Origin of the sequence: Roseospira visakhapatnamensis (assembly GCF_014197915.1) — a bacterium.
GTDB lineage: Bacteria > Pseudomonadota > Alphaproteobacteria > Rhodospirillales > Rhodospirillaceae > Rhodospira > Rhodospira visakhapatnamensis.
In genome coordinates this window covers 59,376-80,650 of record NZ_JACIGK010000008.1, presented here as the reverse complement: position 1 = coordinate 80,650, position 21,275 = coordinate 59,376, and the positions used below count along the sequence as shown (strand labels likewise).

Sequence of the window (21,275 nt, the reverse complement as noted above, 5' to 3'; positions counted from 1 at the left end):
CAGCACGGCGAAAGACATCGGCGAGGCCCCCCTGTCAGACGTTCCGGCGCTCCATCCGATCCCGCGATCGCGCCATCACAGCAGGCGCGGCAGCAACAGCGCCACCGCCGGCACCGCCAGGATCAGTAGAACCCGCACGACCTCGATCCCGAAAAACGGACTCACACCCCGAAAGATGGTGCCCATCGACACCCCGGGACAGACCGCGCGGATGATAAACACGTTCAGGCCCACCGGCGGCGTGATCAGGCCCAGTTCGACCACGATCAGCGCCAGCACGCCGAACCAGATCTTAAGCTCCTCGGCGCCCATGCCAAAGGCTGAACTGGTGGCGCTGGCCAACTCGCCCCCGTTGAGATCCACCAGCACGGGGAACACGAACGGCACCACCACCAGGATCATGGACAGGGACTCCATGACGCACCCCAGCAGGATCAGCAGCACCAGCACCAGCCCCAGCGCTAGCCAGGGATCCAGGCTGACGGCGCCGACCCACTCGGCCAGGGCGACGGGTAAGCCGCTGCGGGCGAAGAACCCCTTGAGCACCTCGGCCCCCACCAGGATGAGGTACAGCATGCCGGCGGTCACCGCCGTGGCCCGCGCGGCGGCGGCGACCTCCCGCCGCCCCAGGCCCTCGCCCGGACCATGCCGCCACCGCGACCACAGGCCGTAGGCCAGCACCCCGAGCACCCCCAGGCCGGCCGCCGGCGTGGGCGTGAACAGCCCGGCCCCCAGCCCCAGGATGATTCCGCCGAACAGCACCACCACCGGCACCAGGCGCCGCAGGGCCGCGCGCCGCTCCGCCGCCGGCAGGGGGGGGGCCGGCGGCGCCAGGGACGGCCGCAGCACCACCCGCGCCGCGATCACCCCGACGAACATCGCGACCGCGATCATGCCGGGCAGAATGGCGGCCTGGAACATGGCCACCACCGACGCCTCGACGACGATGGCATAGACCACCAGGGCCACGGACGGTGGGATGAGAATGCCCAGCGTGCCACCGGCCGCCAGGGCGCCCGTGGCCAGCCCGTCGGCGTAGCCCAGGCGGCGCAGTTCCGGCAGGGCGATGCGGCCCATGGTGCTGGCGGTGGCCAGGGACGAGCCGCACACGGCGCCGAACCCCGCGCAGGCGATGACGGCGGCCATGGCCACGCCGCCGCGCAGGCGGCCCACTAGGGCGTTCACGCCCTGGAACAGGTCGCGGCTCAGGTGGGCATGGGCCGCCAGGTAGCCCATGAGGATGAACAGCGGCACGACCGAGAGTTCATAACTGGAGACAACACTCCAGGTCAGGGTCTTGAACTGACTGAGATAGGGGCCGAAGCGCAGATAGGGCGCCACCAGCGACAAGGTCCAGGAACCGCCCACCCCCACCAGCACCATGGCCACGCCCACCGGCAACCTCAGGGCGATCAACAGCACCAGGACGCCAAAACCGGCCAACCCGACCAGCTCACGCTCACCCATGCTCCATCTCCGTCGATCCGGGCTCCGACGGATCGACGCCGGTCACGGTCAGCACGGCGGCGGTCAGGCTCCATGCCAGGGTGGCGACGATCCCCGGCACCCAGAAGGGCCATTCGGGCCAGGAGTGGACGCTGGACACCACGCCGTCGGCGCGGGCTTCCAGCATGCCCTCGATCATCCGCGTCCCGAGGCCCAGCGCCAGCAGTGCCGTCAGTCCCTGCCCCACCCGGTCGATCGCGGCGGTCACCCGGCGCGGCAGGCGCTGTGTGAACAGGTCGACCACCACATGCCCACCCCGCACCTGGCACCAGGGCAGGAACGACAGTGCCGCGCCGCCCACCAGCAGGGCGACGATCTCCTCATAGCCGGACAACCCGGAGACCGCCCCCCCCCAGTGCCGCGCCAGGGCATCGAGACCGAACCCGGCCGTGTTGATCATGGTCATGGCGACGATGATCAGCAGCATCAGTCCGCCGTACAGCGCCAGGGCGCCGGCCAGCGGCACCACCACGCGATCGCGCAGGATGACGCGGCGCCCTCCTCCGGGTCCCATGGGTCCAGGGACGTCCGATATCGTCCCGGCGGGTGGCCGATGCATGGGGTCCTCATGTCCCGAGAAAGCGAGTCGTCCAGGGTCGCCGGCAGTGATGACGTGCCGGGGGCGCGGCGCTAGTGCAGCGACGCATTCAAGGGATTCCCCCTTGAATGCAAACGTCGCTGCACAAAACATTGTTTCTAGTGCACTTTCGATCCAGAAAAAAAGAATGCGGACTGCATCTTTTGTCTGGATCAGTGCACTAGCGGTCGGGCTCGGCCTGCTGGTGGCGGGCCACGGCGGCCTTGGCGGCGGCCAGCAACGCGGCCGCCGGCAGTCCGTGCGCCGTGGCATCCTCCACCCAGCGGTCCTCGACCACCTGGAAGGTCTCCAGGAACGCCTGGGTGTCCTCCGCCGATACCTGGATCATGGCATTGCCCCGCGCGGTGGCGAACGCCATCACCTCGGGCTCGAAGGTATCCCAGGCCTCGCCGGCCGACCGTGCCAGGGCCTCCCCGGACTCGGCGTCGATGATGGCCCTCAGATCGTCGGGCAAGCTCTCGTAGCGATCCTTGTTCATGGCCAGAAGGAAGGTGGTGGTGCCGAAGCGGCGCCCATCGGCCAGTTCGGTGTGCGCGGCGGCGATGTCCACCACCTTCAGCGGCAAGGCCACCTCGAACGGAATGAAGGCCCCGTCCAGCACCCCCCGGGACAGCGCCTGCGGCAGATCGGACGCCGGCATGGCCACGGGGTCGGCGCCCATGGCCTCGATCATCCAGGTGCCGGAGCGGGACGGCACCCGCAGCTTCAGGCCGCGCATGTCGTCGATGGTGCGCACCTCGGTGTCCACCGTGTGCAGGGCCTGTCCCGAATGCACGTGCACCAGCAGGGGATGGATGTCCTGGAAGTCCTCGGCCAACTGGTCGGTCATCAGGTCCTGGATGGCCAGGTTGGTCACCACCGCGCTGCCGCCGTGCACGCTGGGCAGGTTGAAGACCTCGGCGCGCGGAAACACGCCAGGGGTATACCCCAACACCGTCCAGACGATATCGGCGACGCCGTCGCGCGCCTGCTGATACAGCTCCGGCGGCGCGCCCCCCAGGGTCATGGAGGGATAGATCTCGAAGGCGATGCGACCGCCGGAAGCCGCCTCGATACGCCGCGCCCAGGGCACGATGAAGCGGGCATGATTGACCGCCTTGGCGCTGAGGAAGTGGTGAACGGTCAACGTCACCTCCTGCGCCCGGGCCATCCCGGTCCCCGTCAGGACAACCGCGCCGAGGGCGATGGCGGCGATGACGCGGGTTCTGATTCTAGTGCTGGTCATGGTCAGTCCCCAACAGTCGCTTGGATCCCGGTCCCCCTGGACCGATGCCGATGCCGATGCCCGTCGCGATCGTCACGGGTGCGACCGACCGCAGGGATGGCGCAAGCCACCCGACGCCGGCATGGTACACAAACCCGCCCCGCCTTCAACCGATTGCCCGCGTATCCCGCACCGGCCGCACCGCGCGAGCCTCGCGCCCTCGGCCCGAGGCTCCATGCCTGCCTGGTCAGTTTTTCTATCTATGATAGAGAGCCCGTTTGTCCGAAGACACCCACCTTGTTTTTCACGCATCCCTGAAAACAAAGTCGCAGCTCTGGTTTAATTGTTTTTTGACGAATTCCTAGAATATACTGGGCGTGAATGGACATCGGACACCATCACACTTGAGACATCTGTTTTAAAGCAAAAACCATAGCGTTTGCTTCCGGCAAGTAAGGTGCGCCCTACGCGCGAAAGCACACCGGACACAGCACCCGACCCTGGAGTGTCCAACCGATCCGTCGCCGCGCTCCACGGTCGGTCCTTCCTGTTCACGTCAACGCGGGGTTCGTCATGCTGAAAACCATCCGCATCGGCCGCAAGCTCTACGGCGGCTTTGCCATCGTCCTGGTGCTGATGCTCGTCCTGGGCACGGTGGCCGTTTTCGCGCTGTCGAGTATTGGGGGCATGTTCTCGGAATACCGGCTGCTGGCCCGCTCGGGCAACGAGATCGCCCGCGTGCAAGCCAATATGTTGCAGACCCGCATGAGCGTGAAAGACTTCATCATTCGGGATGATCAGGCCTCCATCGACATGGTGGCGGAGCGGGCCGACAAGGCCCGGACGTTCATCGGCGCCACGCGGGCGCTGATAACGGACCGGGAGGCCCTGGCCCTGCTCGATACGATGAGCAACGAGATCGACAACTACACCGATGCGTTCGCGCGGGTCACCGCGTTGCAGAGCCGGCGAAATGAGCTGAACCAGGTGTTCATGGATGCCGGACCGGCCATTGAACAGGCGCTGACGGAGATCATGCGCAGCGCCTTCCGAGACAACGATGCCGAGGCCGCCTACCTCGCCGGACTGGTGCTTCGCGATCTGCTGCTCGCACGGCTCTACGCGCAGAAGTTCCTGGTGGATAACGATCAGGCATTCTCCGACCGCGCCACACAGGAACTGGACACCTTCCAGGCCGACATGGAGACCCTGCTTGCCGCGCTGGAGAACACCACCCGCCGCCAGTTGGCGAATGACGCGCTGGCCAACCAGACGCGCTATCGCACGGCGTTCGAGGAGGTCATCACGGTCATCGGCGACCGCAACACCGTCATCACGCAGACCCTGGACGTCATTGGCCCCGCCTTCGCCCAGCAAATCGAGGACTTCAAGCTTGAGGTCAAGGCCCGTCAGGACGAGTTGGGACCGCTGGCCGAGGCCAGCATCGCCAGGACCATCACCGTCACCATCGCCTTGGCCGTCGTGGCCCTGATCCTGGGAAGCGCCGCCGCCTGGATGATCGCCTCCGGCATCACCCGGCCGGTGCACGCCATGACGACGGCCATGGGGCGCCTGGCCAAAAAGGATTACACCGCCGAGATCCCGGCCCGGGACCACGAGGACGAAATCGGCGACATGGCCAAGGCGGTGCAGGTGTTCAAGGACAGCATGGCGCGCGCCGACGATCTGGCCGCCCAGCAGACCGAGGAAACCCAGAAGCGCGATGAGCGGGCCCGGCGCATCGAGGACCTCAACGGCACCTTCGACCGGGGCGTGAGCGGCATTCTGGAGTCGGTCATGGGGGCGACCCGGCAGTTGCAGTCCACCGCCGAGAGCATGACGGCGATCGCCGACAGGACCAACAGTCAGGCCACCACCGTCGCCACCGCCGCCGAGGCGGCCTCGGTCAACGTGCAGACGGTGGCCTCGGCGGCCGAGGAACTGTCGGCGTCCATCGGCGAGATCGGCCGCCAGGTGCAGCAGTCCAACGACATCGCCCGCACGGCGGCCGACGAGGCCGCGCGCACCAACGAGGTGGTCTCCGGCCTGGCCGACGCCGCCCAGAAGATCGGCGAGGTGGTCAGCCTGATCACCGACATCGCCGATCAGACCAACCTGCTGGCGCTGAACGCCACCATCGAGGCGGCGCGCGCCGGCGACGCCGGCAAGGGCTTCGCCGTGGTGGCCAACGAGGTCAAGTCGCTGGCCACGCAGACCGCCAAGGCCACCGAGGAGATCGGCCAGCAGATCGGCGCCGTGCAGACCGAGACCCAGACCGCCGTGTCGGCCATCGAGTCCATCGCCACCATCATCGGCAGTATCAACGAGGTGACCTCGACCATCGCCTCGGCGGTGGAGCAGCAGAGCGCCGCGACCCAGGAGATCGCCCGCAACGTGCAGCAGGCCAGCGTCGGCACCAACGAGGTTTCGCAGACCATCGTCGGCGTCACCGACGCCGCCCGCGAGGCCGATACGGCCGCCGACAGCGTGCTTCACGCCAGCAACAGCCTGGGCGAGCAGTCCGCCGCCCTCCAGTCCATGGTGCAGCGGTTTCTCGCCGATGTCCGCGCCGCCTGAGGCGCGGCTTGGCGCCCCGACCCGAAGGTAAGATATGACGTAAAAAAACGACGACACTATATTGTTTTGAAATGATTCATGGAACGTCCGACGTCGCGGGGGAGGCCGTGGCGTCGGACGCGGTTTTGTCGCGCGCCCGCCTCCGACGTCCCCCGCCCCCCGCCGGATGACACCGACGAACATAGAACCGGGCGAACCGTGGCGGTGTGCCTTGGCCCGCCACCATCACGGGCACGCGTCCCTCGCCTTCGGGACGGCGCCATCGACACCATCCACGGTTGCGGTGATCCTGGCGGTCATGCCATATCGCGTAACGTTGGCATCAATGCCCCGGTCATCTCGCTGTAGGAGAAACGACCATCGCCCTCGACGCCCCAAACAGGCCAAATCCGGAAACCGTCGTGATGACCGCGACGGTTTATGACAGACGCTCCGCATGTGTCACGACGGTCAGCGTGAGACGAAGTCCTGTCAAAAACCAAGACGGCACTGTTCCCCGAGTCATGTTCCACTCTAAATTTTACAAGAAAATGGTGGTATATGTAAAGACTCTGCCATCATGAACGGTGATGACGTGTGCTTGTATAACCCTGAGCTGGCTCGATTCTAGAAAATTTACGTTGTTTCTTCGTCGATCCATTCTGTATGGTTTATAATTGGTCACAGATGGGTGAGAAAAGGCGTCAACCGGGACTCTCCCGGGTCCGATGACGTCCTGAGGCCGGTGCCGCGCGGACCCGAGCCGAACTCAGCCGGACCGGATGGTCCGTGCCATGAGGCGATCGTCCGTCTGCGATGAGACGTCGGAGGATGGACCTCGGGACCGACCCAAACCTAACCGTCCTAATCATCACGTTCTTGGGGATACGCCATGCTCAAGTCTCTGCGCATCGGGTCGAAGCTTTACGGGGGTTTCGGCATTGTCCTGGTCCTGCTGATTATTCTCGGCATCCTATCCATTTTTCAATTCTTGAGTATACGCGATACATTCAATGAGTACAGAACCTTGGCACGGTCCAGCAACGCCGCCAGCCTGGTGCAGGCCAACATGCTGATGGCCCGCATGGGCGTGAAGGACTTCATTATCAACAGCGACCAGGCCAGCATCGAACAGGTGGGCCGATACACCAACGCCACCCAGGACGCCATCGACGCCGCCGAGGCCATGACCAAGGACCAGGATGCCGTTCGCCTGCTGGAGCATGTCGACCAGAGCATGGTCTCGTATGAAGAGGCGTTCGAGCGTGTCGTTGATCGTGACACCAAGACCGATGCATTCTATCAGGAGCTTGTGCACCTGGGACCGGCTGTTGAAAGTGCTCTGACGGAAATCATGCAAACTGCCAATAAAAACGAAGAGTCAACGTCCGTCTACAACTCCGGCATTCTCCTTAGGGCCATCCTCATCATCAGGCTTCGCGCCTTCAAGTTCTTTACGGACAATGAAAAATCATCGGCCGACGCGACGATCGCGGAATTTGACGTCTTTCGGGACAAGGCGAATACCATGATGGCCGACCTGACCGATCCCGCCCTTCGTGACCTGGGCCAGGAAGCGGTCGACGCCGCGGAACTCTACTTTTCCAACTTTACGTCCATGGTCGAGTCCATCAATGATCGCAACGATATCATATCCACCGTTCTGGACAGCATCGGCGCCAAGGTCGCCCAGGACATCGGGACGTTCAACCGTGACATCGAGGAGGATCAGGACACCCTCGGCGCGGCGTCGGAGGCCTCCATCGGCCGCACGATCATCATCACCATCGTCATCGCCCTGGCCGCCATCATCCTGGGCATCACCTCGGCCTGGGTCATCGGAAACAGCATCACCCGGCCGGTGCAGGCCATGACGGCGGCCATGGGGCGCCTGGCCAAGAAGGACTACGCCGCCGAGATCCCGGCGCGGGACCACAAGGACGAAATCGGCGACATGGCCCAGGCGGTGAACGTCTTCAAGGACAGCATGGCGCGCGCCGATGAACTGGCGTCACAGCAGGCCGAGGAAACCCGCAAGCGCGACGAGCGGGCGCGGCACATCGAGGCGCTGAACCGTGATTTTGACGCCGGGGTCAGCGGCGTCCTGGAAACGGTGACCGCCGCCGCCACCGAGTTGCAGTCCACCGCCGAGAGCATGGCATCCATCGCCGAGGAGGCCAACAGCCAGGCCACCACCGTCGCGGCGGCGTCCGAACAGGCGTCGTCCAACGTGCAGACGGTGGCCTCGGCGGCCGAGGAACTGTCGGCGTCCATCGGCGAGATCGGCCGCCAGGTGCAACAGTCCAACGACATCGCCCGCACGGCGGCCGACGAGGCCGCGCGCACCAACGAGGTGGTCTCCGGCCTAGCCGATGCCGCACAGAAGATCGGCGAGGTGGTCAGCCTGATCACCGACATCGCCGATCAGACCAACCTGCTGGCGCTGAACGCCACCATCGAGGCGGCGCGCGCCGGCGACGCCGGCAAGGGCTTCGCCGTGGTGGCCAACGAGGTCAAGTCGCTGGCCAGCCAGACCGCCAAGGCCACCGAGGAGATCGGCCAGCAGATCGGCGCCGTGCAGACCGAGACCCAGACCGCCGTGTCGGCCATCGAGTCCATCGCCACCATCATCGGCAGCATCAACGAGGTGACCTCGACCATCGCCTCGGCGGTGGAGCAGCAGAACGCGGCGACCCAGGAGATCGCCCGCAACGTGCAGCAGGCCAGCGTCGGCACCAACGAGGTTTCGCAGACCATCGTCGGCGTCACCGACGCCGCCCGCGAGACCGGCGCGGCCGCCGACAGCGTGCTTCAGGCCAGCAACAGCCTGGGCGAGCAGTCCGTCGCGCTGCGCTCCATGGTGCAGCGGTTTCTCGCCGATGTCCGCGCCGCCTGAGGCGCGGCAAACACGGTCGCGCGGGGCGCGCCGGGACCGGCCCCGCGCGCCCCCGACTCCCCGGCCCGGTCGACTCCGGGGGACTCGCGGGGCCGAGTCTCGACCTTCGGAGCCGTGCGGCGCGTCCGCCTCATTGCCACCGTTGCGGACTCAGAAGGATTGTGCATCGCCGTAAGATGCCTATGATGGGACGCGCGCGCTCGGGTGACGGCGCCTCCGCGACCTTCGCATTCGCGAGACATTCCTTTCGCAGGCCGACATCAAACCAGTTCCGTGTATTGTCTCGGAAACACCCCTGGTCCCCGGTTCAGTTTTGAGTACCATGGCCATGGCTCGGGCCCACGGACCCCAGGGCCTTCCGTCGGGGCACACTAGCGACCCAGACAGCGACGCCCATCAGCACTATGACCATCGGGAAGGACTCGTCATGGGACACGCCCCCACCCATCGTCCGGCGGACATGACCCGTCCCCTGGACCTGCGTCACGAGCGACGCACCGGCCCCGAGCGGGTTCGCCGACCGATCTACGTCAACCACCTGCCACCCTGCAATCAAGCCTGCCCGGCGGGCGAGAACATCCAGGCCTGGCTGGCCCTGGTTCAGGACGGCGACGACGAGGCCGCCTGGCGGTGCCTGGTTCAGGACAACCCCATGCCCGCCGTGCACGGGCGCGTCTGCTACCACCCCTGCGAGGACGCCTGTAACCGTCAGGACCTCGACGCCTCGGTCACCATCCACGCGGTCGAACGCCACCTGGGCGATCTGGCCCTGGAGAAAGGTTGGCGCTTCGATCCACCGACCGAGACGTCCGGCAAGCGGGTGCTGGTGGTCGGGGGCGGCCCCAGCGGCCTCTCGGCCGCCTATCACCTGGCGCGCCGTGGGCACACCATCACCATCCTGGAGGCCGGCCCCGTCGCGGGCGGCATGATGCACTTCGGCATTCCCGCCTATCGCCTGCCCCGCGACGTGCTCGACGCCGAGATCCAGCGCATCCTCGACCTGGACGTGACGTTGCGGCTGAACCATACCGTCACCGACCTGGAAGCCGAGCGCGTCAATGGGGCCTTCGACGCCGTGTTCGTGGCCGTCGGCGCCCACCTGTCCAAGCGGGTGGACATCCCGGCCCGCGACGCCGCGCCCATGCTGGACGCGGTCTCGTTCCTGAAAAGCGTGGAGGTGGGCGAGGCCCCCCGCCTCGGCCGGCGGGTGGCGGTGTACGGCGGCGGCAATACGGCCATGGACGCCGCCCGCGTGGTGCGCCGGCTGGGACACGACCCGCTGATCGTCTACCGCCGTGACCGCGCCCACATGCCGGCCCATGATTTCGAGGCCCAGGAAGCGCTGGACGAAGGCGTGCAGATTCACTGGCTGCGGGCCATCAAGAGCATGGACCAGACCACCATGACCGTGGAGATCATGGAACTGGACGATCGCGGTCGGCCGCGCCCCACCGGCGAGACCGAGGTGATCGAGGCCGACGACCTGATCCTGGCCCTGGGTCAGGACACCGATACCAATTTCCTGCGCTCGGTCCCCGGAGTCAGCTTCAGCCGGGACGGCACCGTGCGCGTCGACGAACGCATGATGACGGGAGCCCCCGGCGTGTTCGCCGGTGGCGACATGGTGCCGTCGGAACGCTCGGTGACCATCGCCGTCGGCCACGGCAAGATGGCCGCCAACTGCATCGACGCCTGGCTGCGCGGCGGCCTCTATCGCAAGCCGCCCCGCAATCCGGGGGTGGACTTCGCTGCCCTCAAGGTTCCTTACTATGTCGAAACAGATCCCCGCGCCCAGCCGCATTTGCCCCGCGACGAGGCCGTCAGCGGCTTTGGCGAGGTGGTCGGCGGCCTGTCGGCGATGGAGGCCCGCTACGAGGCCGCCCGCTGCCTGTCCTGCGGCAACTGTTATGAATGCGACGGATGCCAGGGCGCCTGTCCAGAGAACGCCATCCGCAAGCTGGGGCCGGGCAAGGGCTACCGCGTGGACCTGGAGCTTTGCACCGGCTGCGGCGTGTGTCACGACCAGTGCCCGGTGCATGCCATCGAGATGATCTCCGAACCGCTCTCCTGAGAGTGACCGTCCCAAGGCCCCACTCAGAGCGCGATCCCAAGGCCTGACGTTCGGACCCCGCTCCCGACCCCGGGCCGAGGTCCCCCGTGCGACGACGCGGTCAGGAAAGGCAACGACTGACGGGTCATGTCGCCACACGAGACTGTGAATTGAGTGCACCTTCGAACCCGTCACAAGAAAGCAGAACGCGCCTTCTGACGGGATCGGTGCATCAGGCCGTCATTCCATGACCGGTTCGCGCCCGCGACCGGACGTGTCCGCGCAGGCCGATTGACACGGCGCGCGTTCACCGTCCGCTCGGGGCACCCCGAACCGACCCCACCATCACCCCGGCCGCGGCGCGCCAGGGAGAAGAGGACGCCGAACCATGCCCGATACGACCGCCCAGACCGGCCCTGGCACCACCCCCACCGCAAAGCCCGCCGGCGTTCCGGCCGGCGCCGCGACACAACAGCGGGTGATGATCGACGGCAACGAGGCCTGCGCCTACGTGGCCTATCGGGTGAACGAGGTGTGCGCCATCTATCCCATCACCCCGTCCTCGACCATGGCCGAACTGGCCGACGAATGGTCCAGCCAGGGACAGCCCAACATCTGGGGCACCATCCCGGACGTGGTGGAGATGCAGAGCGAGGGGGGCGCCGCCGGCGCCCTGCACGGCGCCTTGCAGGCGGGCTCCCTGGCGACGACCTTCACGGCCTCCCAGGGCCTCATGCTGATGCTGCCCAACATGTACAAGATCGCCGGCGAGTTGACCGCCTGCGTGATCCATGTGGCGGCGCGCTCGCTGGCGGCTAACGCGCTGTCGATCTTCGGCGACCACCAGGACGTGATGGCCGCGCGCACCACCGGGTTCGCCCTGCTGGCCTCGGCCTCGGTGCAGGAGGCTCACGACAACGCCCTGGTGGCCCAGGCCGCCAGCCTGGCCGCGCGCGTGCCGTTCGTGCACTTCTTCGACGGCTTCCGCACCTCGCACGAGATCAACAAGATCGACCTGCTGCCCGACAGCGTCATCCGGGCCATGATCGACGATGACCTGGTACGCGCCCACCGGCTGCGCGCGCTCAGTCCGGAACGGCCGTTCGTGCGCGGCACCGCCATGAACCCCGACGTCTACTTCCAGGCCCGCGAGGCCGCCAACCCGTACTACGAGCGCGTGCCGAGCATCGTCGAAACGGTGATGGAGCGGCTGGCGAGCTTCACCGGCCGGCGCATGACGCCGTTCTCGTATCACGGCGCCCCGGATGCCGAACGCGTCATCGTGATCATGGGCTCGGGTGTGGAAACCAGCCGCGACGCGGCCGACTGGCTCAACCAGCGGGGCGAGAAGGTCGGCGTGGTGCAGGTGAGACTGTTCCGGCCCTGGTCGGCGGAGCGGCTGTTGGCGGTGCTGCCGCCCACCACCCGCGCGCTCGCGGTTCTCGACCGAACCAAGGAGTCCGGCGGCCAGGGCGAGCCGCTGTACCTGAATGTCCTGGCCACGCTGGCCGAGGCCTCCGCCAGCGGACGCCTGCCCATGGCCACCATGCCCCGCGTCAGCGGCGGCCGCTATGGTCTGTCGTCCAAGGAATTCACGCCCGCCATGGTCAAGGCGGTGTACGACGAGCTGGCCAAGCCAAACCCCAAGCCGCGCTTCACCGTGGGCATCCTCGACGATATCACCCACCTGAGCCTGACGGTGGATCCGAACATGACCATCGAGCCCGAGGACAGGGTGCGGGCGATCTTCCATGGCCTGGGTTCGGACGGTACGGTCGGCGCCAACAAGAACAGCATCAAGATCATTGGGGCCGATCACGACCGCCACGCTCAGGCGTATTTCGTGTACGACAGCAAGAAGTCGGGGTCACGCACGGTCTCTCACCTGCGCTTCGGACCGACCCCGATCACCGCGCCCTACCTGGTGGAGCGCGCCAACTTCGTCGCCTGTCACCAGTTCAATTTCATCTATTCCGTGGATATCCTGGACCGTGTCACGCCCGGCGCCGTGGTGCTGCTGAACAGCCCGCACGGCCCGGAGGAAATCTGGCGGCACCTGCCCGCCCCCATGCGCCAGACCATCCGCGACAAGGACCTGCGGCTATTCGTCATCGACGCCATCACGGTGGCCCGCGAGGCCGGCCTGGGACGGCGCCTCAACACCATCATGCAGGTGTGCTTCTTCGCCCTGTCCAAGGTCCTGCCGCGCGACGTGGCCATCCGCCGCATCAAGGACGCCATCACCAAGACCTACGCCCGCCAGGGCGAGGAGGTGGTGGCGCGCAACCACGCGGGCGTGGACATGGCATTGGCCCACCTTCACGAGGTGGCGATCCCGGCGACCGACGACGACGGCCCGGGCCTGCCGATGGGCGTGCCGGTGCCCGACGACGCGCCCGCGTTCGTGCGCGAGGTGACGGCGACGATGATGGCCGGCCTGGGGGATACCCTGCCGGTTAGCGCGCTGCCCGCCGACGGCACCTTCCCCAGCGGCACCACCGCCTTCGAGAAGCGCGACATCGCCACCCAGATCCCCAAATGGGAACCCGCGCTATGCATCCAGTGCGGCAACTGCTCCATGGTCTGTCCGCACGCGGTGATCCGCGCCAAGTTCTACAACAAGGCCCGTCTGGAGGACGCGCCGGACGGCTTCCCCTCGGCGCCGGTCGAGGCCCGCGGCTTCCCCGAGACCCGCTTCACCTTGCAGGTCCTGTCCATGGACTGCACGGGCTGCGGCCTGTGCGTCAGCGCCTGCCCGGTGACCGACCCGGCCCAGGCCGGGCGTCGCGCCATCAACATGGTGGACAAACCCACCATCCAGGACGAGACCGAGACCCACGGCGTCTTCTTCAAGGCCTTGCCCGTCAACGACCGCCGCCGGGTGGACTACTCCACCGTGCGCGGCGCCCAGTTCCTGCGACCCCTGTTCGAGTTCTCGGGCGCCTGCTCCGGCTGTGGCGAGACGCCCTACGTGCGGCTGCTGTCGCAGTTGTTCGGCGATCGCTTGCAGGTGGCCAACGCCACCGGCTGCTCGTCCATCTACGGCGGCAACCTGCCCACCACGCCGTGGGCGGTGGATGACACTGGGCGCGGTCCGGCCTGGTCCAACAGCCTGTTCGAGGACAACGCCGAGTTCGGCCTGGGCTTCCGGCTGTCGGCCGACAACCATGTCCGCCTGGCCCGCGACCTGCTGGCGCGTCTGGCGCCGGTGGTCGGCAAGCCCCTCGCGGCGGCCATCCTGGAGGCCCGCCAGCGCACCGAGTCCGATCTGGTCGCCCAACACCAGCGGGTGGAGACGCTGCGCGGCATCCTGGAAACGCTGGAGGACGACGACGCCCTGCACCTGCTGTCGGTGGTGGACCACCTGGTGCGCCGGTCGGTGTGGATCGTCGGCGGCGACGGCTGGGCCTACGACATCGGTTCGGCCGGCCTCGACCACGTGCTGGCCAGCGGCCGCGACGTCAATGTGCTGGTGATGGACACCGAGGTCTACTCCAACACCGGCGGCCAGATGTCCAAGGCCACGCCGGTCGGCGCGGTGGCCAAGTTCGCCGCCGCCGGCAAGCGCGTCGGCAAGAAGGACCTGGCGCTTCAGGCCATCAGCTACGGCAACGTCTATGTGGCCCGCGTGGCCATGGGCGCCAATCCGCAGCACGTGCTGACCGCCATGCGCGAGGCCGAGGCCTATCCCGGACCGTCGCTCATCCTGGCGTACAGCCACTGCATCGCCCACGGCATCGCCATGGACAAAGGCATGACCCAGCAGGATCTGGCGGTCAAGAGCGGCTACTGGCCGCTGCTGCGCTACAACCCCACCGTGCGAGAATCGGAGGAGAACCCGTTCATCCTGGACAGCCCGCGTCCACGCCTGGCGCTGTCCGCCTACACCCAGAACGAGCTTCGCTACCGCGCGCTCTCGGCGAGCGATCCGGAAACGGCACGGATACTGATGAAACAGGCCCAGGAGCAGGTGCTGGAGAAGTACGCCCTGTACGAGGAAATGGCCCGCCAGGGACCGCGGGGTCAGATGTAGGCCGGGACCTCGAAAGCCGGGTCCGTCGACGCGAGGTTTGACCGGCCCTCGGCGGCGCGCCATAAACAACGCTGGCGGTTCCCGGACAAGCAAGAGGAACCCCGGCGAACCATCACGTGGGAACCAAGGGGAGGGCCATCCATATGGACATGCGGTGTCGGTACCTGGGTTTGTCGCTGGAGCATCCGGTCGTCGCCTCAGCCTCGCCCCTGTCCGGCACCCTCGACGGCATTCGCCGCCTGGAGGACGCCGGCGCGGCCGCCGTCATCATGCCGTCCCTGTTCGAGGAACGCATCGTGCAGGAACGGGAGGCCCTTCACGGGCTGGCCGAGGTGGGCGCCGAAAGCCATGCCGAGGTGCCGGGCGGCTACTTCCCGCCCACGTCCATGAGCAGGATCGGCATGGGTGGCGAGCAGACGCTGGAGCTGATCCGCCGCACGCGCGAGAGCTGCGGCATCCCGGTGATCCCGAGCCTCAACGGCGTGACCACGCGCGGCTGGATCCACTATGCCACGCTCATGGAGCAGGCCGGCGCCCCGGCCATCGAACTGAACGTCTATTATGTGGCCGCCGACCTCAATGAGACGGGCGCCGAGGTGGAGAACCGCGTCGAGGGCATCCTGACCTCGGTCAGGCGCGAGGTTGCCGTTCCCGTATCGGTCAAGCTGGGGCCGTACTACAGCGCCCCCGGCAACGTGGCGCGGCGGCTGGTGACCGCCGGCGCCGAGGGGCTTGTGCTGTTCAATCGGTTCTACCAGCCGGAGATCGACTTGCAGGCCATGCGCGCCTTGCCCACCCTGGACCTGTCCACGGCCAGCGAGGCGCGCCTGCCCCTGCGCTGGATCGGCATCCTGTACGGTACCCTGGATCAGGCGTCGCTGGCCGCCTCCACCGGGGTGGAGGGACCGGAGGATGTCATGAAGTACATCCTCGCCGGCGCCGACGTGGTGATGACCACGTCCAGCCTGTTGCGCTACGGCCCCCAACACCTCACCACCCTGGTGTCCGGCCTGCGCGCCTTCCTGGAGGTGGGCGGCTACGAGTCCGTCGCCCATGCCCGGGGCGCGCTGAGCCATCGCGACTGCGGCAGTCCGGCCGCCTACGAGCGCGCCAACTATCTCCAGGTGCTCGATTCCTTCCGGCCCGGGACGGTCGCGCCATAGGGCCCTGATCCGGCAGACAGACGATGCCGTCCACGGTCTGGTGTCGGGATCAAACGCGCCCAATAGTCGGAACACTCGGGATGGCGCGCGGCGACGAACCGGCCATGGACGTCGCCGGTGTTGTGATCACTCACCGTTGGACGGAGCGCGCCGAACCGGTCACGCCCGGAGAATGAGCTTGCGTCTCCGGACCGGATCGGGCACAGGGAATGGGCCGAGGCCGCATCGCCTCCGGGTCCCGGGAGAGGCCGCGTCGCGGCCCAAGAGCCGATGCCGGGGCGCGTCGGGCCGCCGTTCGTTCGCTCTCGCCGGCCCATCGTCACACACGATCCTGATCCGTCCAGCCCGGACCATATGATCCGGCGGCAGGAGTCGCGCGGGGAGATTTCCTATGGTGGACTCACCCTCCCGGACCGGCGGGTCGCCCGACAGGGACGCCGCCACCGGGACCCTTCATCTGGTCTATTCGGACGGCCACGGCGCCGACGACGGCGCGCCGGACAGTAACGCGACGGCCGCACCCGTTCAGGACCACTTCATCGAGCGCGACGGTCTGCGTTTCGCCGGAGTCCACCTGCTGGTGGACCTGTGGGGCGGAGAGGGTCTGGACAACCTCGACCTGACCGAGGCGGCGCTGATCGCGGCCACCCGGGCCGCCGGCGCGACCCTGCTGCATACCCACCTGCACCACTTCACGCCCAACGGCGGCATCTCGGGCGTGCTGGTGCTCGCGGAAAGCCATATCAGCATCCATACGTGGCCGGAGCGCGCCTACGCGGCGCTGGACATCTTCATGTGCGGCGAGGCCGATCCCTACAAGGCGATTCCGGTGCTGCGCGCCGCCTTCCGGCCAACGACAATCACCGTTACAGAAAACAAGCGAGGCATGGTGCCGTGAGCGACGAGCGCTTCGAGGAAACCCTGTATCCGGGCTGGCGGCAGGTGTTCGCCGTGGACCGCTGGCTTCACCGAGAGCGGACCGAACACCAGGATCTGGCCATGTTCGAATCGCCGGTGTTCGGCCGCGTGCTGGCCCTGGACGGCGTGGTCCAGATCACCGAGGGCGACGAGTACATGTACCAGGAGATGATGGTGCATGTGCCCATCGTCGGGCACGGCGCCGCCCGCCGGGTGCTGATCGTCGGCGGAGGCGACGGCGGCTGCCTGCGCGAGGCCCTCAAGCACCCGGACGTGGCGCCCACCCTGGTGGAGATCGACCCCAGCGTGGTGACGTTCTCCAAGACGTGGCTGCCGGCCATCGGCAAGGCGGCGCTGGAGGACCCCCGGTCGCGCATCGTCATCGCCGACGGCGTGGACTTCATGAAGACCAGCGCCGAGACCTTCGACGTCATCATCATCGACAGCACCGATCCTCACGGCCCGGGCGAGGTCCTGTTCACGCAGGACTTCTATGCCGCCTGCCACGCGCGCCTGTCGGAGCGCGGCATCCTGGTCACCCAGAACGGCGTGCCCTTCACCCAGGGGCAGGAGGTCACCGACAGCTGGCACCGCCTGCGTGGCGCCGGATTCGCGGACGTAACGTTCTATGTGGTGCCGGTGCCGAGCTACGTCGGCGGCTTCATGGCGCTGGGGTGGGCCAGCAAGGACCCCGCCAACCGGGGCTTCGACGCCGGCGAGGCGCGACGGCGCCTGGAGGGGCGGACCCTCGACACCCGCTACTGGACGCCGGAGATCCAGACGGCGTGCTTCGCGTTGCCGCGCTACGTGCAGGATCTGCTGACGTAGGACCTCGGCGGATGCGTGTGACGCGTCCGCCCCGGGGGCGCCTTGCGGGCGCTCCATCTCAATAGACAGGCCCCGCGACGCCGTGCCTCGGAGGCCGGCGGCGGGTGGCGCCCGACACCGCCGACTCGACCGCGCAACAAGACCGATGGGTCCGGGGGATCGGGGTCGCCTTGGTCGTTGATATGGCACGCGCATAAACGCCGCGCGCGTATACCGCCAAGCCCCGTGGGAGGACGGATCTCCTGTTTCACGGTGTGCATGCGTGCCTTGTGCTGAATACATCCGTCTTTCGTGGTAGGTTTATGTCGTTTGATGATCCATCCCCCTCTTTCGAGGGATTGCGCAGGTGACCAACATTCCGTCATATGGCAATGTTGCAGGCGCGAAAAAAGACTGAGGGGAAACGTCCGAACGGGCCGAAAGCGGCCGAGTCAAGGCGGTCGGGATCAACCGGGAAGGCGGAGCAGGCGCATGGTGACGATGGTTTGCGAGCAGGGGGGCGAGACGGCCCTTGTGGTCTTCCAGGGCGACTTGACCCACGCCGTGTTCGACAGTTTCAGTCAGCTTCTTGATCGATTGCATACGATCGAAGCGGAGCGATATATCCTCGACTTGAGCGAGGTGGGCTTCATCGACTCGAGCGGCATCGGCATGCTGCTCATGGCCCAGGACCACGCGGAGCAGCGCGCCTGTGGCTGCGCCTTGCGGGGCATCGGCCCGGCGGTGTGGCAGACGCTGATGCAGGCTCACGCGAGCGACCTGTTCTTCTTCGAGCCCACACCCGACCCCGACGGCGACGCGGCCACGGTGGCCGCCTGATCGGACACGCTCCCGCGCCAGGCGTCGGGGTACGCCCGCCGCCGCCACCGGGCCGTCCGGTGGGTCGGGGCCGTTGTGCGGCGCCATGCCGGACGTCTTGGAAGGGATCGACATCCCCCGCGTGATGGCGTACCAGAATGGTGTCACAAGAGTGACACGCACACACGTGGCGGAGGTGTCGGCGGGTCCGTTGATCCCCGGAGATCGTCCGCGTGTCGAGCGTGATCCCTCGTGAGCCGGCGACCATCGTCCACGGGCGGAGTCGACGGCATGTGTCCCACCCAACGAGGACCCGCAGCAGGAACAGGTGAGTGTCATGGAGTCCATCAGCCCAGAGGACCGTTCCCGCGCCGCCGACGACAGCGGCACCACGACCGGCCACACCGGCCAGGGCCAGCCGATACGCGCCCGGCTGAATGGCTTGCCCTGTCTGCTGATCGGCACCTCGGACAGCGCCGTGACGGGCCGCATGGCGGTTCCGCCGCTGGCCGGCGAGCGTCCGCCGCTGCCCGCCAAGGGCAATCGCGCCACCCTGGAGATCCTCGCGGACGAGAACGCCGCCGACCCGCGCTCCGAGACCGGACCGCTGGACATGTCGCCGCTGGAGCCGCTGGAGATCACCGTCACCGCCGCGAGCAAGCGGTCGGGACGGTTCACGGCGCGCTTCCTGACCATCACCGACGAACAATGGCGGCTGCTGGGGGCCATGGGCCTGACGCCGTCTCCCGCGTGAGGGCATGACCCGCGCCGTCGCACCGTGGGCCCGGGGCGGGAGCCTGGCTGTCCTTCTCCTCCTGGCGGGCGGGGTCGTGCCGGTTGGCGCGGCGCCCGACGCGCCTACGTTCGCCTTGCCCATCGCCTGCGATCCCGGCCGCGACTGCTGGATCACCAAGCATGTGGACGTGGACCCCGGTCCCGGTGACCAGGACCACACCTGCGGTCGCCTCACCCAGAACGATCACAAGGGCACCGACATCGGCGTCCGGGACATGACGGTGGCGCGCGCCGGCGTGGCCGTGCTGGCCGCCGCCGACGGAATCGTCTTCGCCACCCGCGACGGCATGCGGGACATCAACGTCGCCCGCCTGAGCGAGCCCGACCGCGAGGCCCTGTCCACGACCGCCTGCGGCAACGCCGTGGTGCTGGATCACGGCGCGGGCTGGCGTACGATCTACTGCCACATGGCCAGGGGATCGGTGGCGGTCGCCAAGGGCGACCGGGTCCGCGCCGGCGACCGGCTGGGCCTGGTGGGCATGTCGGGCCTGGCCGAGCACCCGCACCTGCACTTCGGCGTCCTGAAGGACGGCGCGGTGGTCGATCCGTTCCTGGGGCCGGCACCCGTGGACGGCTGCGGCCCGGCGACGGATCCTCTTTGGACTTCGGCGGCCCATGCCGCCCTGCCCTACCGTCCGCTGGTCATCAACAATCTCGGCATCGCCGACCACCCGCCCGAGCGGAACGACAGCCGCGACGGGCTGCTGGCCGACCGCTGGCTACCGGACACGGCGCCGGCGCTGGTCGCCTGGGCCGACGTGTTCGGGCTGGAGCCCGGGGACACCCTGGATCTCCGCCTGGTCGGCCCCGACGGCCAGGATCTGGCGGTCCACCGGCAGACCATGGAGCAGGAAACCCTTCAATACTTCGCCTTCACCGGGCGCCGGCTGACCGCCGACCGCGGGCGCTGGACGCCCGGCCCCTACACCCTGAGCGTGACCCTGGACCGCGTCAGGGCCGGAGCGGCGCCGGTGCGGACGTCGGAGCGCGTGACGGTCGAGGTCCGGCCGTCGCCCTAAGCCGCCGCCTGTCGGGACCGATCGGAAACAGGCCCAGAGGGCACGGGGGCTGGACGACGGCCATACGGATGCGTATTTCTAGGCGCTGTTCTTCCTTGCCCCCTCGCATCCGGACGGACCCCATGCCCTTGTCGCCCCCCGCCGCGCGCCGGCACGTGCACACCCGCCAGATCGATTGTCGCGGCTTCCAGCGCGACGACGGCCTGTGGGACATTGAGGCGCGCATCGTCGACACCAAGACCTACACCTTCCCCAACCACGACCGGGGTCACATCGCCGCCGGCGAGGCGCTGCACGACATGTGGTTGCGGGTCACCCTCGACGACGACTTGGTGATCCGCGAGATCGAGGCCGTGACCGACGCCTCGCCCTTCAGCCTCTGCGGCGAGGTCACGCCCAACTTCCAGCGCCTGGTGGGGCTGTCCGTCGGCGCCGGCTTCACCGCCCGGGTCAAGAAGACCCTGGGCGGCGCCGAGGGCTGCACCCATCTGGTGGAGTTGCTGCGCCCCCTGGCCACTACCGCCTACCAGACGCTGCATGCCCGCCGCGAGGAAAAGCGCAAGGCGGCCAACACGGGAGAGCGTCCGCGTATTCTCGACACCTGCTACGCCCTGCGCGGCGAGAGCCCGGTGGTGGCCCGGGAGTGGCCGGAGTTTTACACCGGCCCGGACAGCGGTCGGAAGGGCTAGTATTCGCGGCAACGGGTCGGGGTCGCGCCGGCCAGGGCTACCGCATTTGGCCGATGATCGTTCCGGCGACCGCGTGGGTCCATCCGCACCGCTATTGCTCGCGTCGGATGGAGAGGCCGGGGAGCCGAGCCGGCTTGGCACGGGCGGTTCTGGTCCCGCGCGGCCACGCGAGATCGGCGCGGAGCCCCCGCCTCCCCCGCCACGCCGCCCCCGCGCCTCGTC

Annotated in this window: 14 protein-coding genes; 11 read left to right on the top strand and 3 right to left on the bottom strand. The window is 67.7% G+C overall.

The features are described from left to right. Nucleotides 1-75: 75 nt before the first annotated feature. The 3 genes from GGD89_RS06840 to GGD89_RS06830 all read right to left on the bottom strand — a co-directional run bounded on the left by GGD89_RS06840 (nt 76) and on the right by GGD89_RS06830 (nt 3,329). On the bottom strand, nt 76-1,467 hold the full coding sequence (locus tag GGD89_RS06840; RefSeq protein WP_184043446.1) for a TRAP transporter large permease: 1,392 nt from the start codon (nt 1,465-1,467) through the stop codon (nt 76-78). Continuing rightward, a complete protein-coding gene (locus tag GGD89_RS06835) occupies nt 1,460-2,020 on the bottom strand; it encodes a TRAP transporter small permease (protein WP_184043444.1) in 561 nt (186 codons plus the stop codon). The genes GGD89_RS06840 and GGD89_RS06835 overlap by 8 nt, the downstream gene beginning before the upstream one ends. 244 nt (nt 2,021-2,264) lie before the next feature. Beyond that, nucleotides 2,265-3,329 carry a TRAP transporter substrate-binding protein gene (locus GGD89_RS06830; protein WP_184043442.1) on the bottom strand — a complete coding sequence of 355 codons (1,065 nt, stop codon included), beginning with the start codon at nt 3,327-3,329 and terminating at the stop codon, nt 2,265-2,267. A gap of 552 nt (nt 3,330-3,881) precedes the next feature. On the opposite strand from GGD89_RS06830, the gene GGD89_RS06825 reads away from it, so the two are divergent. The 11 genes from GGD89_RS06825 to GGD89_RS06775 all read left to right on the top strand — a co-directional run bounded on the left by GGD89_RS06825 (nt 3,882) and on the right by GGD89_RS06775 (nt 21,053). Beyond that, a complete protein-coding gene (locus GGD89_RS06825) occupies nt 3,882-5,885 on the top strand; it encodes a HAMP domain-containing methyl-accepting chemotaxis protein (RefSeq protein ID WP_184043440.1) in 2,004 nt (667 codons plus the stop codon). Nucleotides 5,886-6,891: 1,006 nt separating this feature from the next. Continuing rightward, the gene (locus tag GGD89_RS06820) at nt 6,892-8,760 is read left to right on the top strand and encodes a methyl-accepting chemotaxis protein (protein ID WP_184043438.1); all 1,869 of its coding nucleotides are present in this window, start codon (nt 6,892-6,894) and stop codon (nt 8,758-8,760) included. Between the two features lie 427 nt (nt 8,761-9,187). Further along, nucleotides 9,188-10,831 carry an NAD(P)-binding protein gene (locus tag GGD89_RS06815; RefSeq protein WP_221238352.1) on the top strand — a complete coding sequence of 548 codons (1,644 nt, stop codon included), beginning with the start codon at nt 9,188-9,190 and terminating at the stop codon, nt 10,829-10,831. A 367-nt stretch (nt 10,832-11,198) separates the two neighbouring features. After that, nucleotides 11,199-14,843 (top strand): pyruvate:ferredoxin (flavodoxin) oxidoreductase, encoded by a 3,645-nt coding sequence (nifJ, locus tag GGD89_RS06810; RefSeq protein ID WP_221238351.1) that lies wholly within the window; start codon nt 11,199-11,201, stop codon nt 14,841-14,843. A gap of 143 nt (nt 14,844-14,986) precedes the next feature. After that, nucleotides 14,987-16,006, top strand: coding sequence for a dihydroorotate dehydrogenase-like protein (locus tag GGD89_RS06805; protein WP_184043436.1), 1,020 nt, complete (start codon nt 14,987-14,989; stop codon nt 16,004-16,006). 391 nt (nt 16,007-16,397) lie between these two features. After that, a complete protein-coding gene (speD, locus tag GGD89_RS06800) occupies nt 16,398-16,904 on the top strand; it encodes an adenosylmethionine decarboxylase (RefSeq protein ID WP_184043434.1) in 507 nt (168 codons plus the stop codon). Next, nucleotides 16,901-17,752, top strand: a complete 852-nt coding sequence (speE, locus tag GGD89_RS06795; RefSeq protein WP_184043432.1) for a polyamine aminopropyltransferase — start codon at nt 16,901-16,903, stop codon at nt 17,750-17,752. The genes speD and speE overlap by 4 nt, the downstream gene beginning before the upstream one ends. A gap of 471 nt (nt 17,753-18,223) precedes the next feature. Then, nucleotides 18,224-18,571 carry an STAS domain-containing protein gene (locus GGD89_RS06790; protein WP_184043430.1) on the top strand — a complete coding sequence of 116 codons (348 nt, stop codon included), beginning with the start codon at nt 18,224-18,226 and terminating at the stop codon, nt 18,569-18,571. Between the two features lie 316 nt (nt 18,572-18,887). Next, nucleotides 18,888-19,304, top strand: coding sequence for a hypothetical protein (locus GGD89_RS06785; RefSeq protein WP_184043428.1), 417 nt, complete (start codon nt 18,888-18,890; stop codon nt 19,302-19,304). Nucleotides 19,305-19,308: 4 nt separating this feature from the next. Beyond that, nucleotides 19,309-20,364: a M23 family metallopeptidase gene (locus GGD89_RS06780; protein ID WP_184043426.1), complete on the top strand. Its 1,056-nt coding sequence runs from the start codon at nt 19,309-19,311 to the stop codon at nt 20,362-20,364. Nucleotides 20,365-20,486: 122 nt separating this feature from the next. Continuing rightward, on the top strand, nt 20,487-21,053 hold the full coding sequence (locus GGD89_RS06775) for a DUF2889 domain-containing protein (protein WP_184043424.1): 567 nt from the start codon (nt 20,487-20,489) through the stop codon (nt 21,051-21,053). The last annotated feature ends 222 nt before the right edge of the window (nt 21,054-21,275 follow it).

Bases quoted from the DNA above. Each gene is read 5' to 3' on its own strand.
- GGD89_RS06840 (WP_184043446.1), bottom strand. From the start codon at position 1,467: ATGGGTGAGCGTGAGCTGGTCGGGTTGGCCGGTTTTGGCGTCCTGGTG.
- GGD89_RS06835 (WP_184043444.1), bottom strand. From the start codon at position 2,020: ATGGGACCCGGAGGAGGGCGCCGCGTCATCCTGCGCGATCGCGTGGTG.
- GGD89_RS06830 (WP_184043442.1), bottom strand. From the start codon at position 3,329: ATGACCAGCACTAGAATCAGAACCCGCGTCATCGCCGCCATCGCCCTC.
- GGD89_RS06825 (WP_184043440.1), top strand. From the start codon at position 3,882: ATGCTGAAAACCATCCGCATCGGCCGCAAGCTCTACGGCGGCTTTGCC.
- GGD89_RS06815 (WP_221238352.1), top strand. From the start codon at position 9,188: ATGGGACACGCCCCCACCCATCGTCCGGCGGACATGACCCGTCCCCTG.
- nifJ (WP_221238351.1), top strand. From the start codon at position 11,199: ATGCCCGATACGACCGCCCAGACCGGCCCTGGCACCACCCCCACCGCA.
- GGD89_RS06805 (WP_184043436.1), top strand. From the start codon at position 14,987: ATGGACATGCGGTGTCGGTACCTGGGTTTGTCGCTGGAGCATCCGGTC.
- speD (WP_184043434.1), top strand. From the start codon at position 16,398: ATGGTGGACTCACCCTCCCGGACCGGCGGGTCGCCCGACAGGGACGCC.
- GGD89_RS06790 (WP_184043430.1), top strand. From the start codon at position 18,224: ATGGTGACGATGGTTTGCGAGCAGGGGGGCGAGACGGCCCTTGTGGTC.
- GGD89_RS06785 (WP_184043428.1), top strand. From the start codon at position 18,888: ATGGAGTCCATCAGCCCAGAGGACCGTTCCCGCGCCGCCGACGACAGC.
- GGD89_RS06780 (WP_184043426.1), top strand. From the start codon at position 19,309: ATGACCCGCGCCGTCGCACCGTGGGCCCGGGGCGGGAGCCTGGCTGTC.
- GGD89_RS06775 (WP_184043424.1), top strand. From the start codon at position 20,487: ATGCCCTTGTCGCCCCCCGCCGCGCGCCGGCACGTGCACACCCGCCAG.